This is a genomic window from Paenibacillus sp. J22P51, assembly GCF_059692215.1.
This window is the reverse complement of sequence record NZ_JCAUAZ010000021.1, coordinates 43,619-67,715: the sequence shown is the minus strand read 5'-3', so window position 1 is coordinate 67,715 and position 24,097 is coordinate 43,619. Positions and strand designations below refer to the sequence as shown.

Annotated in this window: 27 protein-coding genes and 1 tRNA gene; 25 read left to right on the top strand and 3 right to left on the bottom strand. The window is 46.0% G+C overall.

Annotated features, from left to right (window positions below):
• Positions 1-45 precede the first annotated feature (45 nt).
• The 4 genes from AC58QC_RS27855 (at position 46) to AC58QC_RS27840 (ending at position 3,582) form a co-directional block, all read left to right on the top strand.
• Entirely contained in the window at positions 46-804 is a 759-nt protein-coding gene (locus AC58QC_RS27855) for a ParA family protein (RefSeq protein ID WP_056622827.1), read from the top strand.
• Entirely contained in the window at positions 801-1,673 is an 873-nt protein-coding gene (locus tag AC58QC_RS27850; RefSeq protein ID WP_497418293.1) for a ParB/RepB/Spo0J family partition protein, read from the top strand. Before AC58QC_RS27855 ends, AC58QC_RS27850 begins: the two co-directional genes overlap by 4 nt.
• Before the next feature lie 241 nt (positions 1,674-1,914).
• The gene (locus tag AC58QC_RS27845; RefSeq protein WP_497418292.1) at positions 1,915-3,075 is read left to right on the top strand and encodes an aminotransferase class V-fold PLP-dependent enzyme; all 1,161 of its coding nucleotides are present in this window, start codon (positions 1,915-1,917) and stop codon (positions 3,073-3,075) included.
• Positions 3,076-3,090: 15 nt separating this feature from the next.
• On the top strand, positions 3,091-3,582 hold the full coding sequence (locus tag AC58QC_RS27840; RefSeq protein ID WP_497418291.1) for a DUF4446 family protein: 492 nt from the start codon (positions 3,091-3,093) through the stop codon (positions 3,580-3,582).
• Here AC58QC_RS27840 and yyaC read toward each other — a convergent pair.
• The gene (gene yyaC, locus AC58QC_RS27835) at positions 3,557-4,180 is read right to left on the bottom strand and encodes a spore protease YyaC (protein ID WP_497418290.1); all 624 of its coding nucleotides are present in this window, start codon (positions 4,178-4,180) and stop codon (positions 3,557-3,559) included. The genes AC58QC_RS27840 and yyaC overlap by 26 nt on opposite strands.
• Positions 4,181-4,276: 96 nt before the next feature.
• Between yyaC and AC58QC_RS27830 the strand changes: the two genes are divergently transcribed.
• The 5 genes from AC58QC_RS27830 (at position 4,277) to AC58QC_RS27810 (ending at position 6,404) form a co-directional block, all read left to right on the top strand.
• Complete coding sequence (locus AC58QC_RS27830; protein WP_063795718.1) at positions 4,277-4,519, top strand: putative Se/S carrier protein; 243 nt, start codon at positions 4,277-4,279, stop codon at positions 4,517-4,519.
• Positions 4,520-4,531: 12 nt separating this feature from the next.
• Complete coding sequence (locus AC58QC_RS27825) at positions 4,532-5,419, top strand: mechanosensitive ion channel family protein (RefSeq protein ID WP_497418289.1); 888 nt, start codon at positions 4,532-4,534, stop codon at positions 5,417-5,419.
• A 1-nt stretch (position 5,420) separates the two neighbouring features.
• Positions 5,421-5,648: a DUF951 domain-containing protein gene (locus AC58QC_RS27820; RefSeq protein ID WP_497418288.1), complete on the top strand. Its 228-nt coding sequence runs from the start codon at positions 5,421-5,423 to the stop codon at positions 5,646-5,648.
• A gap of 75 nt (positions 5,649-5,723) precedes the next feature.
• Positions 5,724-5,811 (top strand) — tRNA-Ser (locus tag AC58QC_RS27815).
• 158 nt (positions 5,812-5,969) lie between these two features.
• Positions 5,970-6,404, top strand: coding sequence for a hypothetical protein (locus AC58QC_RS27810; RefSeq protein ID WP_497418287.1), 435 nt, complete (start codon positions 5,970-5,972; stop codon positions 6,402-6,404).
• 65 nt (positions 6,405-6,469) lie between these two features.
• On the opposite strand, the gene AC58QC_RS27805 is transcribed toward AC58QC_RS27810, so the two are convergent.
• Positions 6,470-6,661: a YjzC family protein gene (locus tag AC58QC_RS27805; protein WP_028557224.1), complete on the bottom strand. Its 192-nt coding sequence runs from the start codon at positions 6,659-6,661 to the stop codon at positions 6,470-6,472.
• Between the two features lie 244 nt (positions 6,662-6,905).
• Between AC58QC_RS27805 and rpsF the strand changes: the two genes are divergently transcribed.
• From rpsF to AC58QC_RS27725, 16 genes are all read left to right on the top strand, one after another.
• Positions 6,906-7,193: a 30S ribosomal protein S6 gene (gene rpsF / locus AC58QC_RS27800; protein ID WP_028557223.1), complete on the top strand. Its 288-nt coding sequence runs from the start codon at positions 6,906-6,908 to the stop codon at positions 7,191-7,193.
• A gap of 34 nt (positions 7,194-7,227) precedes the next feature.
• Entirely contained in the window at positions 7,228-7,710 is a 483-nt protein-coding gene (ssb, locus tag AC58QC_RS27795) for a single-stranded DNA-binding protein (protein ID WP_056622646.1), read from the top strand.
• A gap of 25 nt (positions 7,711-7,735) precedes the next feature.
• A complete protein-coding gene (gene rpsR, locus AC58QC_RS27790) occupies positions 7,736-8,023 on the top strand; it encodes a 30S ribosomal protein S18 (protein ID WP_028557221.1) in 288 nt (95 codons plus the stop codon).
• A gap of 226 nt (positions 8,024-8,249) precedes the next feature.
• Positions 8,250-8,561, top strand: coding sequence for a MazG-like family protein (locus AC58QC_RS27785; RefSeq protein ID WP_497244991.1), 312 nt, complete (start codon positions 8,250-8,252; stop codon positions 8,559-8,561).
• Positions 8,562-8,567: 6 nt separating this feature from the next.
• Positions 8,568-9,482: a DUF2232 domain-containing protein gene (locus AC58QC_RS27780; protein WP_497418286.1), complete on the top strand. Its 915-nt coding sequence runs from the start codon at positions 8,568-8,570 to the stop codon at positions 9,480-9,482.
• A gap of 18 nt (positions 9,483-9,500) precedes the next feature.
• A complete protein-coding gene (locus tag AC58QC_RS27775) occupies positions 9,501-11,462 on the top strand; it encodes a DHH family phosphoesterase (protein ID WP_497418285.1) in 1,962 nt (653 codons plus the stop codon).
• Entirely contained in the window at positions 11,459-11,908 is a 450-nt protein-coding gene (gene rplI / locus AC58QC_RS27770) for a 50S ribosomal protein L9 (protein ID WP_065851200.1), read from the top strand. The genes AC58QC_RS27775 and rplI overlap by 4 nt, the downstream gene beginning before the upstream one ends.
• Positions 11,909-12,044: 136 nt before the next feature.
• Entirely contained in the window at positions 12,045-13,418 is a 1,374-nt protein-coding gene (gene dnaB / locus AC58QC_RS27765) for a replicative DNA helicase (protein ID WP_497418284.1), read from the top strand.
• Between the two features lie 756 nt (positions 13,419-14,174).
• The gene (locus tag AC58QC_RS27760) at positions 14,175-15,461 is read left to right on the top strand and encodes an adenylosuccinate synthase (protein ID WP_436239388.1); all 1,287 of its coding nucleotides are present in this window, start codon (positions 14,175-14,177) and stop codon (positions 15,459-15,461) included.
• Between the two features lie 151 nt (positions 15,462-15,612).
• Positions 15,613-16,287 carry a hypothetical protein gene (locus AC58QC_RS27755; RefSeq protein WP_497418283.1) on the top strand — a complete coding sequence of 225 codons (675 nt, stop codon included), beginning with the start codon at positions 15,613-15,615 and terminating at the stop codon, positions 16,285-16,287.
• Positions 16,288-16,605: 318 nt separating this feature from the next.
• Entirely contained in the window at positions 16,606-18,165 is a 1,560-nt protein-coding gene (locus AC58QC_RS27750) for a peptidoglycan DD-metalloendopeptidase family protein (protein ID WP_497418282.1), read from the top strand.
• Positions 18,166-18,345: 180 nt separating this feature from the next.
• Positions 18,346-19,065 (top strand): response regulator YycF, encoded by a 720-nt coding sequence (gene yycF / locus AC58QC_RS27745; protein WP_497418281.1) that lies wholly within the window; start codon positions 18,346-18,348, stop codon positions 19,063-19,065.
• Positions 19,066-19,067: 2 nt separating this feature from the next.
• Positions 19,068-20,903, top strand: coding sequence for a cell wall metabolism sensor histidine kinase WalK (gene walK / locus AC58QC_RS27740; protein ID WP_497418280.1), 1,836 nt, complete (start codon positions 19,068-19,070; stop codon positions 20,901-20,903).
• Positions 20,900-22,189 carry a YycH family regulatory protein gene (locus AC58QC_RS27735; protein WP_497418279.1) on the top strand — a complete coding sequence of 430 codons (1,290 nt, stop codon included), beginning with the start codon at positions 20,900-20,902 and terminating at the stop codon, positions 22,187-22,189. The genes walK and AC58QC_RS27735 overlap by 4 nt, the downstream gene beginning before the upstream one ends.
• A gap of 30 nt (positions 22,190-22,219) precedes the next feature.
• Positions 22,220-23,041 carry a two-component system regulatory protein YycI gene (gene yycI, locus AC58QC_RS27730; RefSeq protein ID WP_497418278.1) on the top strand — a complete coding sequence of 274 codons (822 nt, stop codon included), beginning with the start codon at positions 22,220-22,222 and terminating at the stop codon, positions 23,039-23,041.
• A gap of 46 nt (positions 23,042-23,087) precedes the next feature.
• A complete protein-coding gene (locus AC58QC_RS27725; protein WP_497418277.1) occupies positions 23,088-23,888 on the top strand; it encodes an MBL fold metallo-hydrolase in 801 nt (266 codons plus the stop codon).
• Here the strand turns inward: AC58QC_RS27725 and AC58QC_RS27720 are convergent.
• A complete protein-coding gene (locus tag AC58QC_RS27720; protein ID WP_056622608.1) occupies positions 23,857-24,066 on the bottom strand; it encodes a hypothetical protein in 210 nt (69 codons plus the stop codon). The two genes, AC58QC_RS27725 and AC58QC_RS27720, sit on opposite strands and share 32 nt — an antisense overlap.
• Positions 24,067-24,097 lie beyond the last annotated feature (31 nt).

The following is a 24,097-nucleotide window of genomic DNA, read 5'->3' as shown; positions in this document are numbered from 1 at the left end:
TGTTAAATAGCATTATGGAACATAAGCGATAGAGGTGAAATGGTTTTGTCTAAAATTATAGCAATAACGAATCAGAAGGGTGGCGTCGGGAAGACGACGACTTCTGTGAATCTAGGCGCTTCATTAGCTTCGCTTGGTAAACGCGTTCTTCTGGTCGATATTGACCCACAAGGGAACACAACAAGTGGTATTGGCGTGAATAAGGCTGATGTAACAAATTGCATCTATGATGTTTTGATTAATGATGTCCATCCGAAGGATGCAACGGTCGAAACGAATGTTCCAAATCTTAAAATCGTTCCTGCAACGATCCAACTGGCTGGAGCAGAGATTGAATTGGTTCCAACCATTTCAAGAGAAGTTCGATTGAAGAAGTCACTTCAACTTGTCAAACACTTATATGATTATATTTTGATAGATTGTCCTCCATCCCTTGGCCTTTTAACGATTAACTCCTTAACTGCTGCTGATTCCGTAATCATCCCCATCCAATGTGAATATTACGCATTAGAAGGTTTAAGCCAACTTCTGAATACGGTGCGATTGGTGCAGAAGCACTTAAATACAGGACTTCAAATTGAAGGCGTATTATTGACGATGTTTGATGCAAGGACGAATCTAGGCATTCAGGTCATTGAAGAAGTTAAAAAGTACTTCCAAACGAAGGTTTATCAAACGATCATTCCTCGTAATGTACGTTTAAGCGAAGCGCCGAGCCATGGTCAATCCATTATTACGTATGATCCTAGATCAAAGGGCGCTGAAGTGTATTTAGAACTTGCTAAGGAAGTGATCTCAGTATGACCAAAGGCCTCTCTAAAGGTTTAGGCAAAGGATTAGATGCACTAATTACGTCCTTGCATATTGATGAGAGCGATAAAGTCATTCAGATTCCACTGGCTCAGTTAAGAGCCAACCCGTATCAACCAAGGAAGCATTTCAATGAAGATAGCATAAAGGAACTTTCGGAATCAATTAAAGAACATGGCGTTATTCAGCCAATCATTGTTCGTAAGGTTCTTAAGGGCTATGAGATCATTGCGGGTGAACGTAGATTCCGTGCTTCGCAAGTGGCAGGGACGCCAACCATTCCAGCTGTTGAGAGAGTGCTATCTGATCAGCAAGTAATGGAAATTGCTCTGATTGAGAACGTCCAACGTGAGGACCTCAATGCGCTAGAGATCGCTTTTGCTTATCAAGGCATTATTGATCAGTTCTCATTGACGCAAGAAGAGCTTTCAGCGAAAGTTGGTAAAAGTAGATCGCACATCGCCAACTTCCTAAGATTGCTTTCTCTTCCGGAAGCCATTAAACAATATGTTTCACGTGGAACATTATCTATGGGTCATGCAAGAGCCATTGTTGGCGTGAAGGACGATAAAATTAAAAAAGAATTAGCGGAATCAACGATCTCTAAACAATGGAGTGTTAGAGAGCTTGAAGAAGCGATTAAAATGCTAGAAGAACCGCCTAGCCCTGAGAAAGAAAAGGCAAAGCAAAAAGAGAAGAATAGAGATCCGTATATTAATCAAGCAGAAGAGCAATTGCGAGATATTTATCGGACTTCGGTGAAAATTAAAAGTCAGCAGGATAAAGGGAAGATCGAGCTGCTCTATTACTCAAAAGACGATCTCAACCGACTGCTAGAGTTGTTGCAAGGTAAAATCTCTTAAAAATTGCTAGCATACCTATGGAGGCTGTCTGTTCATTGACGGTGAACAGACTGTCTCCTATGTTTTTCTTTCGAGCAGAAAGAACAAACTAAGGTATGCTATATTTGTGACCACACAGAAAAGTATAAGATTCCGTTAATCGAAATCTTATACTTTTCTGTTGGTAATAAAACAACATCTCAACGCGGTCGTTAAACATGGATTGGCTGCACAAGAGATGTTCTCAGAAGGGGCTGAAGACATGAAGGACGTAATCTATTTCGACCAAGCGGCATCCTCGTGGCCGAAGCCTCCAGCCGTGATGGATGCGATGATGCAATGCATGCAAGAGTATGCAGCGAATCCCGGTAGAGGCAGCCATCAGATGGCTGTGAAGGCAAGCCGTGCACTATTCGAAACAAGAAAAAATTTGGCGAAGTTATTCGGAGTTAGAAATCCAAACGATATTTCATTCGCTTTAAATACGACTCATGCATTAAATCAAGCGATCAAAGGGTTTGTTAAACCTGGCGATCACGTAATTTGTACGAACGTTGAGCACAATTCGGTGAGAAGGCCGCTTGAATATTTGAAAGCATCAGCCGGGATCGAGCTTACATATTTGCCACACGATGAGCTAGGAAATATGCAGTTAACCGATTTGAAAGAAGCACTTCGCTCCAATACAACACTCGTCGTTGTGAACCACAGTTCGAATTTACTTGGCACCATCATGCCCATCGGTGAAATTGGGGAGATCTGCAGAAGTCACGGTGCGAAGCTGCTTGTAGACGCGGCTCAGAGCGCCGGTGTACTGCCTATACATGTCGGAGATATGAATATCGACATGCTTGCCTTCCCTGGCCACAAGGGGCTCCTGGGGCCTCAAGGGACGGGTGGTCTTTACATCCATCCGGACTTGGATTTGGAACCGTTGCTGCATGGAGGAACGGGGAGTCAATCTGAAGCGATCCACCAGCCAACGGTGCGTCCTGATCGCTATGAAGCCGGGACACAGAACACGGTTGGGATCGCTGGCTTGAATGAAGGTGTGAAGTTTGTGCTTACCGAGACGGTGGCCAAGATTCACGAGAAAGAGTGGGCACATACGCAACAATTAATGGAAGGGCTACTGGGAATTGAAGGAGTGACGATTCTCGGGCCAAAGCTTGGACAAAATAAAACAGGAATCGTTTCCTTTAACATTCAGGATGTGGATTCATCGGAAGTTGCTTTCATTCTCGATCAGTCCTTTCACATCGCCGTGAGATCGGGCTATCATTGTACACCGCTTGCGCATGAAATCGCAGGGACTTTGGCAAAGGGAGCCGTTCGGGCGAGCATTGGGTATTTTACAACAGATGAAGAAATAAAAGCATTAATTGATGCCGTGAGAGAGATTCAAACGCAATACGCAAAGTAGAAAGAGGGATTGGGCATGGGGGAACTGTTTGGCTTGAATGCAGAATATGTGATGTTAGTTTGCTTTGCATGCATAGTGGTATTATTTATTACGATCATTATCATTTCAATTCGGTTGTCATCTTTACGGAAACGATATATGCGGATTATCAATGGTTCTAGTGCTGAAAACATGGAACAGGTACTGATCGATATGCAGAATGCCCTGAACGAGCAAAAGGCCGAATCCACAAAGGCTTCGGCTAATATTTCTAGTATTCATCAGTCCATGATGAAGATGACATCGAAGATAGGCATTCGTCGTTATAATGCTTTTAATGAAGGTGGTAGTGATCTAAGTTTCTCCATCGCCTTGTTAAGCGAAGAGCAAGATGGTGTTATCGTCACGGGGATACATAGTCGAGAGCAGATGTATGTATATGCTAAGCCGATAGCAAAAGGACAATCGAGCTACACATTAAGTCCGGAAGAGAAAGAAACGATTACTCAAACTTTAAAGCAGTCGTAGCGCTCGGTGCAAAGGATTGGGTCCGCCTGATGGCAGCATAGAGGGCATCGCCAATAACAGTAGCCATATTCATAACGAGGCTAAGCCGCGTATTTTGCAATACGAAGTATTCCATAAAGCCGCCAACGTTGACGATGCCTGTCACATGAATATCACCAACCGGAGGCAGGTCTTTATTAACTCCAGCACCTGGCTTGAGAGGTCCGTGAGCTACCTGGATGCAACCGACACTAGCAACTTGCCCCAAACAAGCATCAACGGCAACGATAAAAGGGTTCTGGAATTGCTTGTGAATTCTATCCACGGTTTCGGCTAAATTCATAGCATGGACGGGCTCATCCAAGGTACCGAACAAATGAAGATTGCGAAGTGATGTGGTACGGTTCAAATGCGAGCCAACTAAAGGTCCGAGGGAGTCCCCCGTGGATCTATCCGTTCCTACGCAGATGACAACGATAGGTTGATAGGTTGGTAGTTTACTGAAAATCGATTGCAAATGCTTTGCGAGAAGATAAGGTGTATTAGAATCGGTATGTTGAATTTTTAAAGGCTCTTGCGGTGGGGTTTTATCGCCGTCGAATCCAAAATGGAATTTCATGATATCCCTCCAAGGTAGTAAATCTTTTTTACTAGTATATGGAGAGAGAGGCACATTTATACGTAGAGAGGAGAGCTTTCTCTGGAATTTTCTATCATGTTGCTAGCTTTCGATTCTACACAACAAGCCCTAAGAGCTGAGATGCTGCTAGAGTACGCAGATATTGAGATAGACATCAGGCCCACACCGAAAGAGATTACAGCTGGATGCGCGCTTTCTATTGAATTTCCTGGAGCGGATCTTGTTCAAGTTCAAGAGATTATAGAGAGCGAGAACGTCGAGATTAGGGGTATATATTTTAAAAAAGAAGATGGATATGGTACCATAGTAGAAAAGTAAGGAGGCTTACTAGTGTCTTTTGATACACGTTACTTCGAAGATTTGATGCATTGGATTCGGGAACATATCAGTAAACCTGAAATCATCGCATCGGTATTCTGGATTGTTATCAAAATAGCTCTTATTTATTTCATTGCTAGAGTTATTATTAAAATTGCCGATAAGACGATTGCTCACATGGTGATTGCGAGAGAGAAGTCACCGCTTAACATTGATAGACGAAGATCTAATACGATCTCTATTCTCATACATAATCTAATCGCCTATACAGTAAATCTAGTAGCTATCATGTTGATCCTTGGGCAGGTGGGATTGAATTTAGGTCCCTTACTTGCTGGCGCAGGTGTTCTCGGGTTAGCCATAGGTTTCGGAGCACAGAGTTTGGTAAAGGATGTCATTACAGGGTTCTTTATCATTTTTGAGGATCAATTCGGGGTTGGCGATGTCATTCAAATCGATCAGTTCAAAGGTACTGTTGAGGAGATCGGTATTCGCGTGACACGGATCAAAAGTTGGACAGGTGAGGTTCACATCATTCCTAATGGGAACATCAAGCAAGTGACGAACTTCTCGACGTATAACTCGATTGCTGTAGTAGATGTATCCGTAGCCTATGACGCTGATATTGATCGTGCGATGGATTTACTGCGTGAGATTGTTGGTGAGGTACACGAGCGTACAGAAAATATCGTCAAAGTACCTGAGGTTCTAGGTGTACAAATGATCGGAAATTCGGAGCTGAAAATACGGGTCATTGCGGAGTGCAAGCCTAACACACAAGGGGAAGTGGGACGAATCCTAAATGCTGAAATAAAAAAGCATCTGGATGCGAATGGTATTGAAATCCCATATCCGAAGGTCGTGACCTACGTTAAACAGGAAAAGGTGGAGGGGAACTAAGATGGAGAAGAAGGAATACCAACTTGGCGACGTAGTGCAGATGAAAAAGCCCCATCCATGTGGTACGAATGAAATGGAAATAATTCGAATGGGGATGGATATTCGGATCAAGTGCGTAGGCTGCAAGCACAGCGTCCTGGTGCCAAGAACGAAGTTCGAAAGCAAGCTCAAGAAAATATTGCGCAGCAATGCTGTGCCAGATGTCATGACAGACGAAGAGATGAGCTAAGTTTCCATAAAAAATAGTAAAACACTTGCGAGAGACAGACTTTTTTGATACAATAAGTCCTGTTCTCATTTTCTTGGAAAGGTACCCAAGTGGTCCAAGGGGGCTGACTCGAAATCAGTTAGGCGTCGCGAGGCGTGCGTGGGTTCGACTCCCACTCTTTCCGTACTAGAACACATTAGATGAAGGCCGTTTGTATCCATTTTGGATATAGGCGGCTTTTTTGTATATTCAAAAACGATAGGAAAAGGGATAAAGTTCCTAAATGCAGGCAAACTAACCGTTAGGATTTGGAACAGAAGATGATCAAGGAGGTAAATGAATATGAATATGAAGATATGGATGATAGCCCTTGTGGTGTTTGCTGTGGTGGCTTCAGGCTGCGCTAAGAAGAATGATACGACGACTGCTAGTCCAACACCAGGCGTGACTGTTCAGCCCACAGCAGGGGCTTCTGCGACGCCTAGTGGGACGAATGCAGGAGGAGCTGTGACAGCAACGCCTACGCCTAAGGCTACTGCTGGTGGTGGAGCCGCGGAGCCAACTTCACAGATAACAAAAGAACAAGTCGAGAAAATAACACTAACGAGCACTTACGATGATTTGGTTAAGCAAACGGGGTCCAAAGGCAAACTGGTAAAAGAGGAAAATGGGAAACGCACCTATCAATTTGCTATCACCAATCAAGCAGGGTACGTTGCTGAATTTGTATATTTCCCAGATGGGAAGATACAAGAGAAGCGTGTGTTTCAGCAGTAGAGGATAAAATGAAAGAACACCCCTCCTGAATCTTGAGGGGTGTTCTTTCATTGTAATAGAAGAAGCTACATCCGTTTGCCGCCTTTTTTATGCCATTTGCGATTATGATTGCTCGTTGCCGGAAAGGTATCGCCTTTTCTCAGTGTAACCGTCTTGGGATTGTTAATCCCCATATGGAAGGCATTCTCGCCAATTTCCATATATTCGCCATCGTTAGGAACATGATCGCCTTCATTAAAATGTGTCCATTCACCCACGATTGAATCACCTCTTTATCAGAATAACAATCATAGTTATGATTGCCCCAAGAGGGTGGAAGCATGTACACTTCGGACTTCCAGCTTCCACCTGCGCGAATCGTGTGATAAAAACTTGTAATTTGCCGCGTGATTTGCTATAGTATTCAGGTGCGAGTTTTGAATAAGAATCCTCGCTCCTTGCTCCTTCGCTTGCCTAGCAAGTTTGAATAGGAGCCGCTTAGTCCAAAAGGAGGTGAAATACATGCGCAAATATGAATTGATGTACATCATTCGTACTGACGTTGAGCAAGAAGTTGTTCAATCTACGGTAGAAAAATTTCAAGGCATCATCACGAACGGTGGGGGAGAAATCTCCAAACATGACCTGATGGGTAAACGCCGTCTTGCGTATGAGATCAAGAAGTTCCGTGACGGGCACTATGTGCTAGTACACTTCAACGCAGAACCTGCTGTTGTAACTGAACTTGATCGCGTACTTAAGATTTCGGACGAAGTAATTCGTCACTTAATCGTAAACGACGTAGCTTAATCAATGCCAGTATTTTCGTCAGGAGGGTTATTCCATGTTGAACCGTGTCATTCTTATCGGTCGATTGACCAGAGATCCAGAGCTTCGTTATACACCAGCTGGGGTAGCAGTTACCCAATTCACACTTGCTGTAGATCGTCCTTTCACGAGCGGTGGCTCGAAAGAACGTGAAGCGGACTTTATCAACATCGTCACGTGGAGGCAGCTTGCCGAAACATGCGCGAACTACTTGCGTAAAGGTCGTTTAACAGCAGTTGAAGGACGCATTCAAGTACGGAATTACGACAACAATGAAGGAAAACGTGTTTACGTGACCGAAATTATTGCCGACAATGTACGTTTCCTTGAATCAAGCGGCGGCGGGAATCGCGAAGAGGGCGGATCCTCTAATGCAAACGCAGGCGGCTATAGCGGCGGCGGAAGCAGCAATCGTGGCGGTGGATCGCGCGAGCAACAGGATCCTTTCATAGATGACGGAAAACCGATCGATATTTCCGATGATGATTTGCCATTTTAAACGTAGAAAGGACTGAAGAGACACAATGGCTTTCCAAAAAAGAGACAACAATGGTGATGACCGTGCTGATCGCAAATTTGCTCCTCGTGGCAAAGGCGGTAAAGGCAAACGCCGTAAGGTTTGTTACTTCACTGTAAACAAAATCAAGCATATTGATTATAAAGATATCGAGACTCTTAAAAAGTTCATCAGTGAGCGCGGGAAGATTCTTCCTAGACGTGTAACTGGTACTTCCGCTAAGTACCAACGTGCTTTGACGATTGCGATCAAACGCTCCCGTACAATCGCGTTGCTTCCTTACACAACGGAATAGGTTTTATCAAAAAGGCAGCTGGTCAAAACGGCTGTCTTTTTTGTATGCACGGAAGCAGACAAGTAGCATCAATTTCTCAATAACGTCATGTGAAGTGCTGAATTTCTAGTTATCTTGATGTCATCAAAGGTTGGTGATCGAATACCGATGCAGAGGCTTTCTTTTCTAGTGCCTTTTTGTGGTATAATTAACATTATCGTTCTGGTGAGATGAGGAGAGATGACGGTTGCTGAATAGGGAAAAAGATGTTGACCTAGCCAGACGGGCCAAAGTCATTGAGTGGCTCAAAACAGAAGTCGTAGATCATGTAGCTCATCTGCTCAAAGGCATGTGGGAAGGTAGTCATGCTAAGATGATCGATGGATTGGCCAGTTTGATTTCGAGCGGCTATATTTTAGGCCGAAGACTGGGGATTTCTTATCGCAGTTTGGACGAAGCTATTGTTGAGAAAATGAAGAAGCACCGCCAAGAGGGCCATCAACTTGAGGACTGGTACGGCGACATTTCATCGCTCGAAGAACATTTACGTAAGAGGTGAGCCCTGTTGGGGAATCGAAGTTGGCAAAGTGTCATCTGGAGCGCGGTAATGATCCTTTCGTTGCTGTCGTTGATGACGCCATTTATTATTTTCACTTGTAGTTTTCTGTTGGTTCCAGTGCTTATGTTATATGTCAAAACAAGTACGAAGCGTTTCGTCGTTAGCTATGTGCTCAGTCTGCTCGTTGTTTACATACTTACACAGTGGTTAGGTCTATATTTGATTACAATTGCGTTGTTTATATTACCACCTGTGTTAGTGATGGGTAATTTGTATAAACGCAAAGCGGCGGCAAGATCTGTCCTAACCGCGGGTATCGTTACGATCCTGGCTGAGTCGTTGTTAAGCCTGCTTCTTGGTTTTGCATTGGGTCTTGATCCGGTTGCGAAGTTCAAACTATTCATGATAGATAGTATCGCAACTATGCCGCAAAGCATTCAGGAGATTTTACCGAAGGACCAAGACTGGTATGTTGGCTTCATTGTGCAAGTCATCCCCTTGTATTTGATTTTCTTGGCTTTGTTCTTAACCTTCGTGACGCATGGCGTAACGCGCTGGTTTCTGAACAAGTCAGGCGAAGGAATCCCAGGTTTGCGACCGATGAGAGAGTGGATGCTGCCAAGATCACTCGTCTGGATTTATTTAGTGGCATTCGTCTTAGATTTATTCACGAAGCCTGATTCAAGCTCGCTCATTTCCACGTTGCTGATGAATGCGATGCCGCTGTTGATGCTTGTATTTGCAGTTCAAGCGATTGGCTTCCTGTTCTTTGTGGCCCATGCGAATAAGTGGAAACCAATCCTGCCAATCGTGGCGATCATCATCCTGGTCTTCATGCCGCCACTATTTATTGTTTATAGCTTATTAGGGGTATTTGATGTTGCGTTTCCAATCCGTGAACGGTTCAAGAAAAATTTATAGGATTAGGAGCTAGTTCGAATGCCGAAGTTCCTTTTGAAGCGGTGGCACGGTCAACATATTGTGTGGATGTTCGTTCTGCTCATCGCCTTGACAGCTACTCTATATATGTTCAAATGGTGGTTGGGCCTAACAGCTTTATTACTTTGCGGAGTGATGGCGTATTACACGCTGCAAGCAGAGACAGCTTTTCGTCGAGAATTGAATACGTACGTCGGAACGATTACCCATCGGGTGAAGAAAGCCGGCAATGAAGTCATGAGCGGGCTCCCCATCGGCATTATTTTATATAATGAAGAGAAACGCATTGAGTGGCACAATCCTTTTGTAGCGAAAATGCTAGGGCAAGACTCGGTGATTGGTGAGTCGCTCTTTGATTATTTCCCTGATCTCAAAAATAAGAAAGACAAAAGCGATAAATTGGAATTAAAGGTTGGCCAATTTATTTATCAGGTCTGGACCAAACCGGAGGAGAGACTCCTCTATCTACGTGAAATTACGGAGCAAGCGTTGCTCGCGAAGAAATACGAAGATAGCAAAACGGCGATTGGTATCGTGATGATGGATAATTTGGAAGAGGCGACGCAAGGATTGGATGATCAGGCACGCAGTATTATGCTGGCCAAGGTCACTGGTGAGATAACCGAGTGGGCTCAGAAGAATCAGCTGTATTTACGCCGGACATCGTCGGATCGCTTCCTGATCCTGATGGATCAAAAGTCATTACGGCAGCTTGAACAAACACGGTTTGAGCTGCTGGACGACGTTCGTGATCTAACGATCGAAAACAAGCTGCCATTAACGCTGAGTATTGGGATCGCATCAGGGGCTGAACAATTGACTGAGCTTGGTCAAATGGCACAAATGGGGCTGGATATGTCACTTGGCCGCGGCGGTGATCAGGTGACGGTGAAGGTCGGACAGCGCCTGTCCTTCTACGGTGGAAGAACGAATGCGGTTGAGAAACGCACACGGGTTAGAGCCCGAGTGATCTCGCATGCACTGCGCGATTTGATGAAGGACAGTGATAAGGTCATCATCATGGGGCATCGTTTTCCGGATATGGACTCCATCGGAGCGGCGATTGGTGTGCTCAAAGCGGTGCAGGTTGTCGGCAAAGAAGGCTACATCGTGCTGGAGGGTGTGAACCCTTCCATTCAAAAGGTGATGGAGACGATTTCGGCCGATGAGCGATTGCACCGTTGGTTCATTACACCGGAACAAGGGATGCAGATTACGACGCAGCGCTCCCTTGCGGTAGTCGTTGATACGCACAAGGCTTCCATGGTAGCCGAGCCTAAGCTGCTACAGCTGACACACAGGGTCGTAGTGGTTGATCATCACCGTAGGAGTGAGGAGTTCATTCACGATGCTACACTCGTCTATATGGAGCCGTACGCGTCCTCTACATGTGAGCTGGTGACCGAGCTGCTGCAGTATATCAACGAGAAGCTGTCGATGGAAGTTCTAGAGGCCACAATGCTGCTAGCGGGGATTGTTGTTGACACGAAGAGCTTCAGCCTTCGGACGGGAGCAAGAACCTTCGAAGCAGCGTCGTACTTGCGACGGAATGGGGCAGATTCTGCGCTCATTCAGAAGCTGCTGAAGGAAGATCTTGATTCTTATATTGAGCGTTCCGAGATTATTAAACACACAGAAACGATCTATGAGCATATCGCTTTGGCAGTTGCTGAGCCACAACGTAAATATTCTCAGTTGATGATTGCTCAAGTTGCTGATACATTGTTAAATATGACGAATATTATGGCTTCCTTCGTAATTGCCGAACGACCGGACGGATTAATTGGAATTAGCGCGAGATCGCTGGGTCAAATAAACGTTCAAGTGGTCATGGAACGTCTCGGCGGCGGCGGACATCTAACCAATGCAGCCACACAGACGGACGGTACATTAGAGGAAGCAACGAATCGATTAAAACAAGTACTAGCCGATATACAGGAAGAGGAGGGACTTTTCGAATGAAAGTAATTTTACTGAAAGACGTAAAAGGCCAAGGTAAGAAGGGCGAAGTGAAAGAAGTATCCGAGGGATATGCGCAAAATTTCCTTATCGCACAAGGACTTGCTGCTCCAGCTACACAAGGCACTGTCAAAGTGTTGGATAATCAGAAGAAAGCCGAGCAACGCCGCAAGGATCAAGAGAAGGCGGATGCGCAGGCACTAGGCGAGAAGCTTGGTGAAATGACGGTTCAAATTAAAGCAAAGTCTGGCGAAGGTGGCCGTTTGTTCGGAGCCATTCCTAGTAAACAAATCGCAGAAGTGCTTGAGAAGCAATATAAAATCGTGATCGATAAGCGTAAAATCGTGCTGGAAGAGCCGATTCGCACACTCGGTGTAACGAAGGTTCCAGTTAAGCTCCATGCGGAAGTAACAGCTAGCTTGAACGTTCAAGTAACGGAAGAGAAATAATCTTCAGAGGCAATGGGCATGAAGATTCGAATAGTAGGTTGCCGAGAACGAGAGTCCCAGTCTGGGGCTCTTCTCTCTTGTAGACATAAAACTAGTAAACTATTAAACAGTGAAAATGAAAGGCGGGCACAGTAGCATGAGCAACGGAGATAATATGTTTGTGGATCGTGTTCCGCCTCAAAATATAGAAGCTGAGCAAGCCGTCCTTGGTGCAATCCTGATTAACGGTGATGCATTGATTACCGCGATGGAGCGGATCACGAGTGATGACTTTTATCGTGGCACGCACCAACGCATTTTCGAAGCGATCGTTGAGCTTGCGGAAGATCAGGAGCCTGTCGATCTCATTACTTTGACAGCACTTCTACAAAACAAGCAGCAGCTTGAGGAAATCGGCGGTGTGACGTATTTATCGGAGCTGGCGAACGCAGTGCCAACTGCCGCTAATATCGACTACTACGCGGCGATTGTCGAGGAGAAGTCGATGCTTCGCCGTTTGATCCGGACAGCGACCCAAATCGTCACCAATGGCTATGCCAATGAGGATGATGTCGGGGCGATGCTCAGTGAGGCGGAAGCGAAGATCCTCGAGATCTCGCAGCGTAGGAGCTCCAGCGGCTTCGTCGTGATCCGAGACGTGCTGATGGAAGTGTTCGAGAAGGTTGAAAACCTCTACTCGAACAAGGGCGGGTCAACGGGAATCCCGTCAGGATTCATTGACCTCGACAAGATGACGTCTGGCTTCCAGCGTTCGGACTTAGTCATTCTGGCCGCCCGACCTTCTGTTGGTAAAACCGCGTTCGCTCTGAACGTGGCGCAGAATGTCGGCGTCCGGGCCAAAGAGACCGTTGCGATCTTTTCGCTCGAGATGGGTGCCGCGCAACTCGTACAACGTATGATCTGCGCCGAGGCCAACGTCGATGCGAACCGCATGCGGACGGGTTATCTCGAAGGCGACGACTGGGAGAAGCTGACGATGGCGATCGGGGCCTTGTCAGAGGCGAATATCTATATCGACGATACCCCGACGATTACGGTCGCGGATATCCGGGCGAAGTGCCGTCGTTTGCAGCAGGAAAAAGGACTAGGCATGATTCTCATCGACTACTTGCAGCTGATTGCTGGCCGTGGTGGTAAAGGCGGCGACAACCGTCAGCAGGAGGTATCTGAGATCTCCCGTACGCTGAAGCAAATTGCCCGTGAGCTGAATGTACCGGTCATCGCGCTCTCGCAGCTGAGCCGTGGCGTTGAGCAGCGGCAGGACAAGCGTCCGATGATGTCTGACCTTCGGGAATCCGGTTCCATTGAGCAAGATGCCGACATCGTAGCGTTCCTATACCGGGACGATTACTACGATAAGGAGTCCGAAAAGAAGAACATTATCGAGATTATTATTGCCAAACAGCGGAATGGTCCCGTAGGAACCGTCGAGCTGGCATTCCTGAAACAATTCAATAAATTTGTGAATATGGATCGCAGTCATCAAGAAGCAGCAGCCGGGCAGTATTGACGGCTGCTTTTTGTTATGTTGAGGAGTAGAAGGTGAGACGACGCAAATCAGGTGAAAATCATCGCTACAGAGCTGAGACACGCGAAATCTCGACTGAAACGTCGAAAAACACTCTTACAACTCTAAAATCCGCTAAATCGCAGTAATCACATGAATCACATGAATCACATGAATCACATAAATCGACTTCATTGTATATTCTTAAGTAGGACGTGAATTTTGTTTTCCATCAAAATGACATAAAAAATGCCCTCAAGAGGCATCTTATGGAGTAGAGAATCAATGAGGAATAGGCAAAGCCAGAGGTTTTTATACTTTTAGCGGCAGCAATGAAAAAGTTTGCGTAATTTCCGAACAATTATACTAATGCCCTTATAATCGTTCGTTTTTCATTGACTTTGGCATGGGGGACTGCTAAACTAAAGACGGTGAAAAAACCTTGATCGACAAGCCGGCTTGGGGCAGGTAACTCGAGATAAGGTCGTTTTTTCATGCCGAAGGGTGGGTTTCCTTCCTGCAGATCACTGCCGAAAGAGACCAGATATTCCTTTGCGGTGAGTAAGTGAGAGTTAGCTCTCTTATCTGTTGCCGCGTGTAGCAGTGAATAGAGGTAGTTGCATCACCAGAATCGCCAGAGGGAAAGTGCAATGGACGCTGAACGCTTTAGCGCTTTAATGAAGTCCAACTTTCCTCTGTGGTCTTACAGCCATAACGGCTCATTATGGGTGACTAGTCACCGTACGGAGGTAAGTGCATATGTCAACGGTTGTTGTTGTCGGTACGCAATGGGGAGATGAAGGGAAAGGTAAAATCACGGATTTCTTAGCGGAATCTGCTGAGGTTGTTGCACGTTATCAAGGTGGTAACAATGCAGGCCATACAATCATTATTAGCGGGAAAAAGTACAAGCTAACGATGATTCCTTCCGGTATTTTTTACAGAGATAAAGCTTGTGTGATCGGGAATGGGATGGTTATTAATCCGGCTGCACTCATTGAAGAAATTAATTACATTCATGATAATGGTTTTACAACAACGAACCTGAATATCAGTGATCGCGCGCATGTCATTATGCCGTATCATTTGGTGCTTGACGGTCTGGAAGAGGATCGTAAAGGTGATAGCAAAATCGGTACGACCCGCAAAGGAATCGGCCCTTGTTATATGGATAAAGCAGCACGTAACGGTATTCGTATCGCAGATTTGATGGATGCGGAAGAGTTCGAATTGAAGCTTCGTCGTATCGTTGCTGAGAAAAACGTACTGATCGAGCAAGTCTATGGTTCGACAGGTCTTGATGTGGAGCCAATCCTTAAAGAGTATCTAGCTTACGCTGAAGTGATTCGTCCATACGTGAAGGATACGTCCGTAATCTTGAATGAATATATCGATCAAGGCCGCAGAGTATTGTTCGAAGGCGCACAAGGAGTTATGTTGGATATCGATCAAGGCACATACCCGTATGTAACTTCTTCGAACCCGACGGCTGGCGGTGTGTGTATCGGTTCGGGCGTAGGCCCGACGAAGATTCACAACATCATCGGTGTGGCTAAAGCTTATACAACACGTGTCGGCGACGGTCCTTTCCCAACGGAATTGGACAATGAAATCGGCGCTTGGATTCGTGAAAAAGGCTTCGAGTACGGTACCGTAACGGGTCGTCCTCGTCGTGTCGGCTGGTTCGATAGTGTTGTAGTGCGTCACGCAAGACGCGTTAGCGGCATCACTGGCTTGTCCTTGAACTCCATCGACGTTCTGACAGGTCTAGAAACGGTCAAAATTTGCACAGGCTACATGTACCGCGGTGAGTTGATTGAGCACTACCCAGCGAGCTTGAAAGCTATCTCCGAGTGCGAAGCGGTGTATGAAGAGCTTCCAGGTTGGACAGAAGACGTTTCCGAAGCTCGTACGCTAAGCGATCTGCCTGAGAATGCGAGACACTATGTTGAACGTGTTTCCCAGTTGACTGGTATCCCAATCGCGATCTTCTCCGTAGGCCGTAACCGTGAACAAACGAATTTGGTTCGTCCTATCTACGCATAAATCATAGATAATATAAATAATCCTCTAGGCTGTTTCCCAGCTTAGGGGATTTTTCTTTTTGATAATAGGGATATAATGGCAAGGTTTTCGTCCATACTGGTGAGGAGAAGCATATCTATGCGCCAGTCATGTTAGGAGTGAACCAAAGCGAATGAAACTGTTAACTTGGTTAAGTAAAATCGTCATAAGCACCGTCCTTATTACATCAATTACGATGTTTACAACATGGTATGTGGTGAACATGTACGTGGAGGATATATTTCGACAATATCAGCTACCCGCGATGGGTAAAAAGATTCAATTTGGTGAATTTGCGTCAAGATTGGCGGAAGAGCTGAATATAGTTAAGGGGAAAGACGGGGGGAAGAAGACTGCATTAGGGGAAAACCCCGCAACGACGCCGTCGCCAACTCCTAGTCCCAACCCGTCAGGGGCCTTTCCAAGCCCGAGTTCAAGTCCAAATCCGAATGATCAACACCCTGTAGGCGGTATTAGTTCGTCAAATGGTATAAGCAATTCGACAGGCAGCCAAGACGACGCAATAGCCGTGATGGGAAGCGCTCGAACGGAGGAGAGCGAGAAGAAGGAGCTTGTCATGTCCACGGAGGATTTTGCGAAGAAGAAAGAAGCGCTCTCCAGTGATGATAAAATGAAAATATTTTCACTTGTTGTCGCTAAGCTGCCTCAGACTGAAGTGCAGACGCTCTCCGCGATCCTGGAAAATGGGATAACAACACAAGAGCTAGAGGAAGTAAACACAACACTCAAGAAATATTTGAGCGACAAAGAGCTGTCACAGTTAACGGATATTTTAAATAAGTACTAGGTTCAGGGGAAGTTGCTGACACATGGAACATGCATCTAGCTTCCCTTCTAAGTTTCACGGCGACGTTTCGTCAATTCTTGTAATTTTGAGTGAAACAGTTGGGATTTCGAACAAAAAATAGGTATTTTGGCGACTTCTTTTGGCGGTAGACACGAATCTATCACATGGTGATCGAGTATTTTGTTGAAATAGGCACAGAAAGTGTGTTAAATTTAACAAATGAAAGAAAACATAATGGATATTATGTCTAATCAAGGTTTATTTATGTATCTATGGAGGTAATTCCAAGGATGCAAAACCGTTCAAAGGGAGAAGATCATGACAGGTTTCAGGGGAATGCGTTTTGTCATGGATCTCATGAAGAGATTCACGTCTAAGCGAGAAAGCTTGACCGGAAATGAATCATTATCAGACAAGCAGCAAGATGAGGTTCAACTAGACGAAGTTACGACATCCACGACACTAACGGTAATTAAACGACATAAATGGACTCTTGCACTAGGCGTAAGTGCCATAGCACTTACGGTAGCGATTACGTTCACCGGACATCAATATGTAGAAGCGGGCATGGACAATGTGTATCATGTGATGCTTAACAATCAAGAAATAGGTATCGTAAGCGATAATAAGCTAATTGATGAATATAAGATGAACAAACCGTTAGATGTACAGAAGAATTTTCCAAACGTTCATGTGGTGCTCAAAACAGATGGAATCACCTACACGCCTGAAAGGGCTTACAACAAGCAAACGGACGATGCTGCTGTTATTTCCACGTTGGATGAGCTTCTCGTACCGCAGCCAGTAGGTGTTGCGCTGAAGGTGGATGGCAAGACCATAGCGATTGTGAAGGATCAGGCAGCAGCCGATCAGATTCTTACTCAAGTTAGCGAGCCGTTTACACCCAAAGGGAAAAACAGTGAAAAAGTTGCGGCCTTATCTACCGGTCTAGGTGAGGATATTGCAACAGCGCCTTCCGAACTCGAGAAGGTCGAATTCGTTCAAAAAGTCGATAAAGAGGAAGTTCCCATCGATCCGACAGAATTAGCGAAGCCTGAGGATGTTGTGAAGACCTTGCAAACTGGTGATGTGGCACCAGCCAAATACACGGTTGTCGAAGGCGATTGTGTATCCTGTATTGCGAAGAAATTAGGGATTACGAAGCAATTTATTTATGATAATAATCCAGGCATTCAAGATGATAAGCTGAAAATTGGTAATCAATTGGACGTTACGGTGCTGAAGCCAACACTTTCTGTGAAAACGACGGAGAAGATCGTGAAGAATCAAGAGATTCAATACGATACCGAGTATGTGAAAGACGACTCGATGCGAGTAGGCGTAGTTCAACCGATTTCAGCAGGAAAGAACGGGCTTAAGAAAGTAACGATTCAAGTGACGAAGGTTGATGGCTTACTGACCGAAGAGCAAGTTGTGAATGAAGAAATCATCGATCAACCGGTCACCGCAAAAGTGAAAAAAGGAACTAAAGTCATTAGAGGTGAAGGGACCGGGAAGTTCGCATGGCCCGTAATTTCGCCTAGTATCTCAAGTACATTCGGTTATCGTTGGGGCAAGCTACATAAAGGCATCGACATCACAGGTAACAGGAATATTATGGCTGCAGACAATGGCAAAGTTGTCGAAACGGGCTACAAATCAGATTACGGCAATTATATTATTATTAATCATTTAAATGGCTATGAAACGCTGTATGGACATCTAAGTCAAATCATTGCGAAGTCAGGCACCATCGTCGAGAAGGGCGATAAGATCGGAATTATGGGGAGCACAGGCGATTCCACAGGCGTACATTTGCATTTTGAAGTGCACAACAGCGGTGGCTTGGAAAATCCTTTAAAATATTTGAATCGTTAAAAAAGATGGGGCAAGGTCATTCCGGACAACTCGGGGGCCTTGTCTCTTTTTAGTTAAATCTATGTTAAAATAAAGAAGTGCTTGAAGGAAATAACTGGCTCGAAAATGGATCTAACTCTGGCAGCTGCGTTCTAATGTTGGCGTAGCAGTGTCAGTTACTTTATAGTAGGCGGTGGTCGCATGTTTGGGAAGATTCTCGTGGTGGATGACGAACAACCAATTGCAGATATTTTGAAGTTCAACCTGGAGAAAGAGGGTTATCAGGTCATCTGTGCGTACGATGGTGGAAGCGCTGTAGAGCTTGCGTTCTCGGAGCAGCCGGATCTGATTTTGCTTGATCTCATGCTGCCTGTCAAGGATGGCATGGATGTATGCCGTGAGGTGCGCTCAAAGCTCAATACACCGATTATTATGCTGACAGCGAAGGATACTGAGATTGACAAGGTACTGGGCTTAGAGATGGGTGCAGACGACTATGTGACGAAGCCATTCGGCACCAGAGAGCTGCTGGCCCGTGTGAAGGCGCATCTGCGCAGACAGACGAAGGTGCAATCGGCGCCGAACGAGCCGGAAGCACAGCGGAACGGGATGCGCATTCATGCGCTCTTTATCGATAACGACATGTACATGGTCTACAAAGATGGGACACCCCTTGATCTGACGCATCGGGAGTTCGAGTTGATTCAATATTTGGCCAAAAACTCAGGCAAAGTGATGACCCGTGAGCACCTGCTGCAAGCGGTGTGGGGCTTTGAATATTTCGGCGACGTACGGACCGTCGATGTGACGATTCGACGCCTACGCGAGAAGCTGGAGACGGATCCAAGCCGTCCGGAATATATCATGACGCGCAGGGGCCTCGGTTATTTGATGCGCAGTCCTAAAGCCGGAGGCTTCTAAAGATGAAGGGCATCCGCTTCTTTCAATCGATTCAAGCGAAGCTAATTATTATTTATGTCCTGCTGATCCTTATTGCGATGCAGTTGATTGGCGTGTATTTCTATAAGACGGTAGAGACATATTTTAAAAATGATTTCCTAGCATCCCGCAATAGTCAGGTTACGCTGCTTGCTGGCTTCGTTGAATCGTATTTGACGGGGGATCAGGAGAGCAAGAATGCAACCGAGGGTAAGAAAACGTATGCAGACTTAAATGAATTCGTTAGCAATCTTTTCTCCATTAATAATGCAGAAATTCAAATTATTGATGCAAATGGGAATGTGATCAGCACATCGGTTCCGAGCCATTTGAAGCAGAAGAATACACAGCCGGAAGTTATTCGGGCCTTGCAAGGAATTAAGGATAATCAACGAATTTTCACGGATGAAGATGGGTATCGGAAGGTTATTATTGCGAAGCCGGTTGGAAGCGGGGCACGTGTCTTAGGGGCGGTTTACATTATCGCCTCCATGGAGGATGTCTATAAGACAATCCGCTCGATTAACCGCATTCTCATTTCGGGAACATTGATTGCCTTAGGACTGACCGCACTGCTGGGAGTTCTTTTAACGAGTACCATTACGAATCCGATTAAAGAGATTACGAAACAAGCAACGGCGGTCGCCGAGGGGAATTTCGATCAACAAGTTGTCATACAAGGGACCGACGAGATCGGGCAACTAGGGCAGACCTTTAATTTTATGATGAATCGGCTGAAAGAGGCACTCTCCCTCAATGAAGAAGAGAAGGAGAAGCTCGCTTCGATTCTGACGAATATGAATGATGGGGTCATTGCAACGGACGACAGAGGTCAGGTCATCGTTCTGAATCGCCGAGCGAAGCAGATCCTGCAAGTGGAAGAGGAAACGACGTTAGGTTTGGAGATTTCCGAGGTTATCGGAATTCCGATAGATACGATACGTGGTTTAGTGACAGGACAAGTGAATACGACGCTGCTGGACATTCAACTGCCTGACGATGAGGACGAGCAGTTGTCCGTTCGTATTACGTTCACACCGATTCACCGTCGGGGTGAGGGCCAGCACGGGATCATTGCGGTGCTGCAGGACGTAACAGATCAAGAGAAGCTGGAGCAAGCCAGACGAGAGTTCGTGGCGAACGTCTCTCATGAGCTGCGCACGCCGCTGACGACGATCAAGAGCTATCTCGAAGCGCTCGATGACGGTGCGATCGAAGAGCCGCAGCTCGCCTCGCGCTTCATCAGCGTGACGCGAAGTGAAACCGAGCGGATGATCCGCTTGGTGACGGATTTGCTGCATCTATCGCGACTGGATTCGAAGCAGTCCATGATGAGCAAGTCCTCGACGCTCGTCAGCGAGATGCTGGAAGAGGTCGCGGATCGGTTTTCTTTTCAGCTGCAGCAACGGAAAATTCAAATTATGTTACACGTGGAACATGGCGTGACGAGCTTGCTACTTGATCGTGACAAGATCGATCAGGTTCTTGATAATTTGGTCTCCAATGCGATTAAATATACCGGTGATGAAGGTACAATTCGGTTGGAGGCGCGCAAGATTGACAAAGAGATGCTGGAGATTTCCGTGCAAGATAACGGAATGGGAATTCCGAAGAAGGATCTTTCACGCATTTTCGATCGCTTCTATCGCGTAGATAAAGCGCGCTCTCGCAACATGGGAGGAACAGGCCTCGGTCTGTCCATTGCCCGGGAAATAGTGAAAGCGCACGGAGGAACGATTGCGTTAGAGTCCGAACTGGGTCAAGGAACACGCGTCCTATTTACATTGCCAATTGGGCAGGAAGAGGAGGGGGAAGTATGATTGAGAGCCTGAAATCGATCTTGCTAGTTCTGTTGATTGGTACAAGCTTATATCAGAGCTTTATCCTTGCTTCCTATAGCCCTCCGAAGATTGAACCAATTCAACAAAGCAATTATGTACAGACCGAGACGCTGGGTAAGCAATCGGAGCTTTCGGATATGCTTTTTCCTGATCAGCTCATTATTCACTTGGGAAATCAGCAGCATTCTGTGTTATACCCGAACAATTATTACTACACTAGATTGCTGGATAATATTAAGCAACGCAGCTTCAAAGGATTTCGCAAGACGTCGATGTATCTCGTCAATGTGAACTGGGAAGAAGTTCGGACGAAGCAGCTTGGTGTCGAAATTCGATTCCGGGATGGTATTCCGTTCACGATTATGCAACAGCTGTTTCGAATTGAAGGGGAAATTCCCGTCGAGAACGACAAGATCACGAAAATTTGGATTTACTCCAAAGGGACGAATGATGATGTTCGTGCGTTCTTTTTCACGGATTCGCCTGGTGTTGGCTATGAAGTCATTGGGGCGGATTTCACGAGTAAGGACGTTGAGAATTTCGTGGCTTATGGGGAGCCAACCAACTTATACAAGACAACGAACAGTGGTGATTACTATCTGCCATTGAAACCGTTGCATTTGCCTAGCTATACGTTCACCTATACTCAACTTACGGCGGACCAGCTGAAGCAAAGCTTGTTCGTGGACCCCGGCATTACTCGCTATCTGAAAGAGCGTGATGGATCGGAGATCTACACCGACAGCAAGCGCGGTTTCCAACTCAACCGGGATCAACGATGGGTCACGTATTCGGATCCTGTTGCGCCTGCGGCAAGCAAAACTGAGGTGTTGGATGATCTGCTAGCTGGCATCAAATTTATTAATCAGCATATTGGTTGGGACGGGAAATACATGGTTGCTAATACGCCACAAAGGCAGCTTATGGACAACCAGACGTTCACATTCCGAGAGTACTATGAGTCGCTGCCAATTGTAACCGCACAGCCCGAGGGCTTTGGTACGATGAAAATGCAAGTTCAAAAGGGTGTCATCTCCGGATTCGAGCGATCGATGGTAATTCCTGATCTGAAGACGGGGCAACGCCGCGAGAACGAGTTGATGTCGGGTGAGGCGGTAGAGCAACGATTACAGTACTATCAACGTCGATCCAGTATCGTTTCTATATTCCCAGCGTATCGTCCCGTTATCTCAGATAAGACGTTAACTTTAACCAGTGCGTGGGCGCTGGAATTGCGCGATGGTACGTATGATTTTATTGAATAAGCAGGACTTCATGGAAAGGTTGGTGAGATTATGAATTGGAGTAAGGCCAAGACGATTTTGATTGCTTCTTTTTTACTGTTGAATATGATTCTCGGCTTCCAGCTGTGGTCCACCAATCGTTCCAATCAGACGGAAATTTCCTTGGATCCATCCAGTACGGTGGAGGATTTGAATCGTGCGCTCCGCAATAAAAATATTCGCCTTACGGACGAGCTGCCGACAGATCCGCCTAAGCTGAAGGTCATCACAGTGAAATATGATGATAGCATCAAGCTGGGCGAGGAGAAAACGCTCAAAACGCCGATTTACATGAGCACGCTGCTCGGTAAAGGGGCTAGTAAAGAAGTTCAGTCGCTGTCGGAGATTCCAAACTTCGCGATGTATCAGCTGGATTCAGTCATGAGCCGAAATGGTATCTATGTGTTCTCCCAATTGTACGGGAAGATTCCACTCTTTGATGTGACAGTTGAGCTGAATGAGAAAAATGGAGAAATTACCAGTTACCGTCAAGCTTTCGTTGAAGTAGAATCAGAGGTAGAACAGACGGAGCAGAAGTTGATTTCGGCCCAATTAGCGGTTCGTAGCTTAGTGGACAATTATTTGAGCGATGGCTCGATTATTACCGAGGTTCGCTTGGGGTATCACGGACAACCTTATAATTCGCAAACACAGCCGATGTTTCCGCAGTGGCGGATTACGATCGATAACGGATATGTGTATTATGTGCAAGCGTTCAATGGTGCGGTGGAGTCCCTTCAAAAAGGGTCTGAGCCTGTCCCGTTTGCACCCGATGGAGGCGGAGGAGTATCGGCTTCTCCAGCTCCAGGCGATAAAAGCACGCCTAAGAAATAGCAACGAATAACCAATGGCACACAGGTAGGATAGAGGAGCAGGGAAGATGGGAATTCGATTTACGGTGTTATCAAGTGGTTCTACGGGGAATGCAACAGTCGTAGATAACGGTGAGGTTAAGTTGCTGATCGACGTAGGCTTCAGTGCGAAGAAGATGGAGCTGTTAATGAAAGAGCGGGAGCTCGCGGCGAGCAGTATTGATGGCATTCTCGTCACACACGAGCATTCCGATCATATCAAAGGGCTGGGTGCGTTCGCCCGGAAATATGATGTACCCATTTATGCGAATGAGAAGACATGGGTAGAGCTGGATCGCCAAATCGGCGTCATCGCCGAAGGCAATAAGCGTGTGATGGACACGGGTGGCGTAGAGGAGTTTGGAACGCTAAAAGTGGAATCCTTCGGGATTTCGCATGATGCGGCGGAGCCGGTGGGTTACGTTTTTTATCAAGGGGAACAGAAGTTAAGTGTTGTAACAGATCTCGGATATATGAGCGAAAAGGTGAAGGAAAAGATCTCGGATTCTGATGCCTTGGTATTGGAGACGAATCATGATGTGGACATGCTGCGCGTGGGACATTACCCGTGGAGCATTAAGCGACGCATTCTTGGAGATAAGGGGCATTTATCCAACGAAGCCGCAGGTGAAGCGCTCTGTGATATCATGACGAATAAGACGAAATCTGTCTATATGGCGCACCTTAGCCGTGATCATAACTTAATGGATTTGGCCAGGCTGACCGTGAATAATATAGTACAAGAGCGAGCGCCCGAGGCAAAACAGCTGCGGCTGATGGATACGTATTTTGACCGTTCTACGAAATGGGATGTATTGGATTCGGAGTAAGTGCAGCGTCGAGTTCCTGTGACTTGAGCTGGATTTCTTGTGCGGTGATGAGACCTTTATCAATCAAAACCTGAATGAGAGATGAGAGGACGAGGGACTGGTGATAGTGGCTTTCCTTGAGGTCAGCGAGCTTACCGATCATATTAATTTCTTCGAAATGGGAAGGAATACGGTTCATAGTGGCATTCTCCTTTTAAATAAGGTCTAGT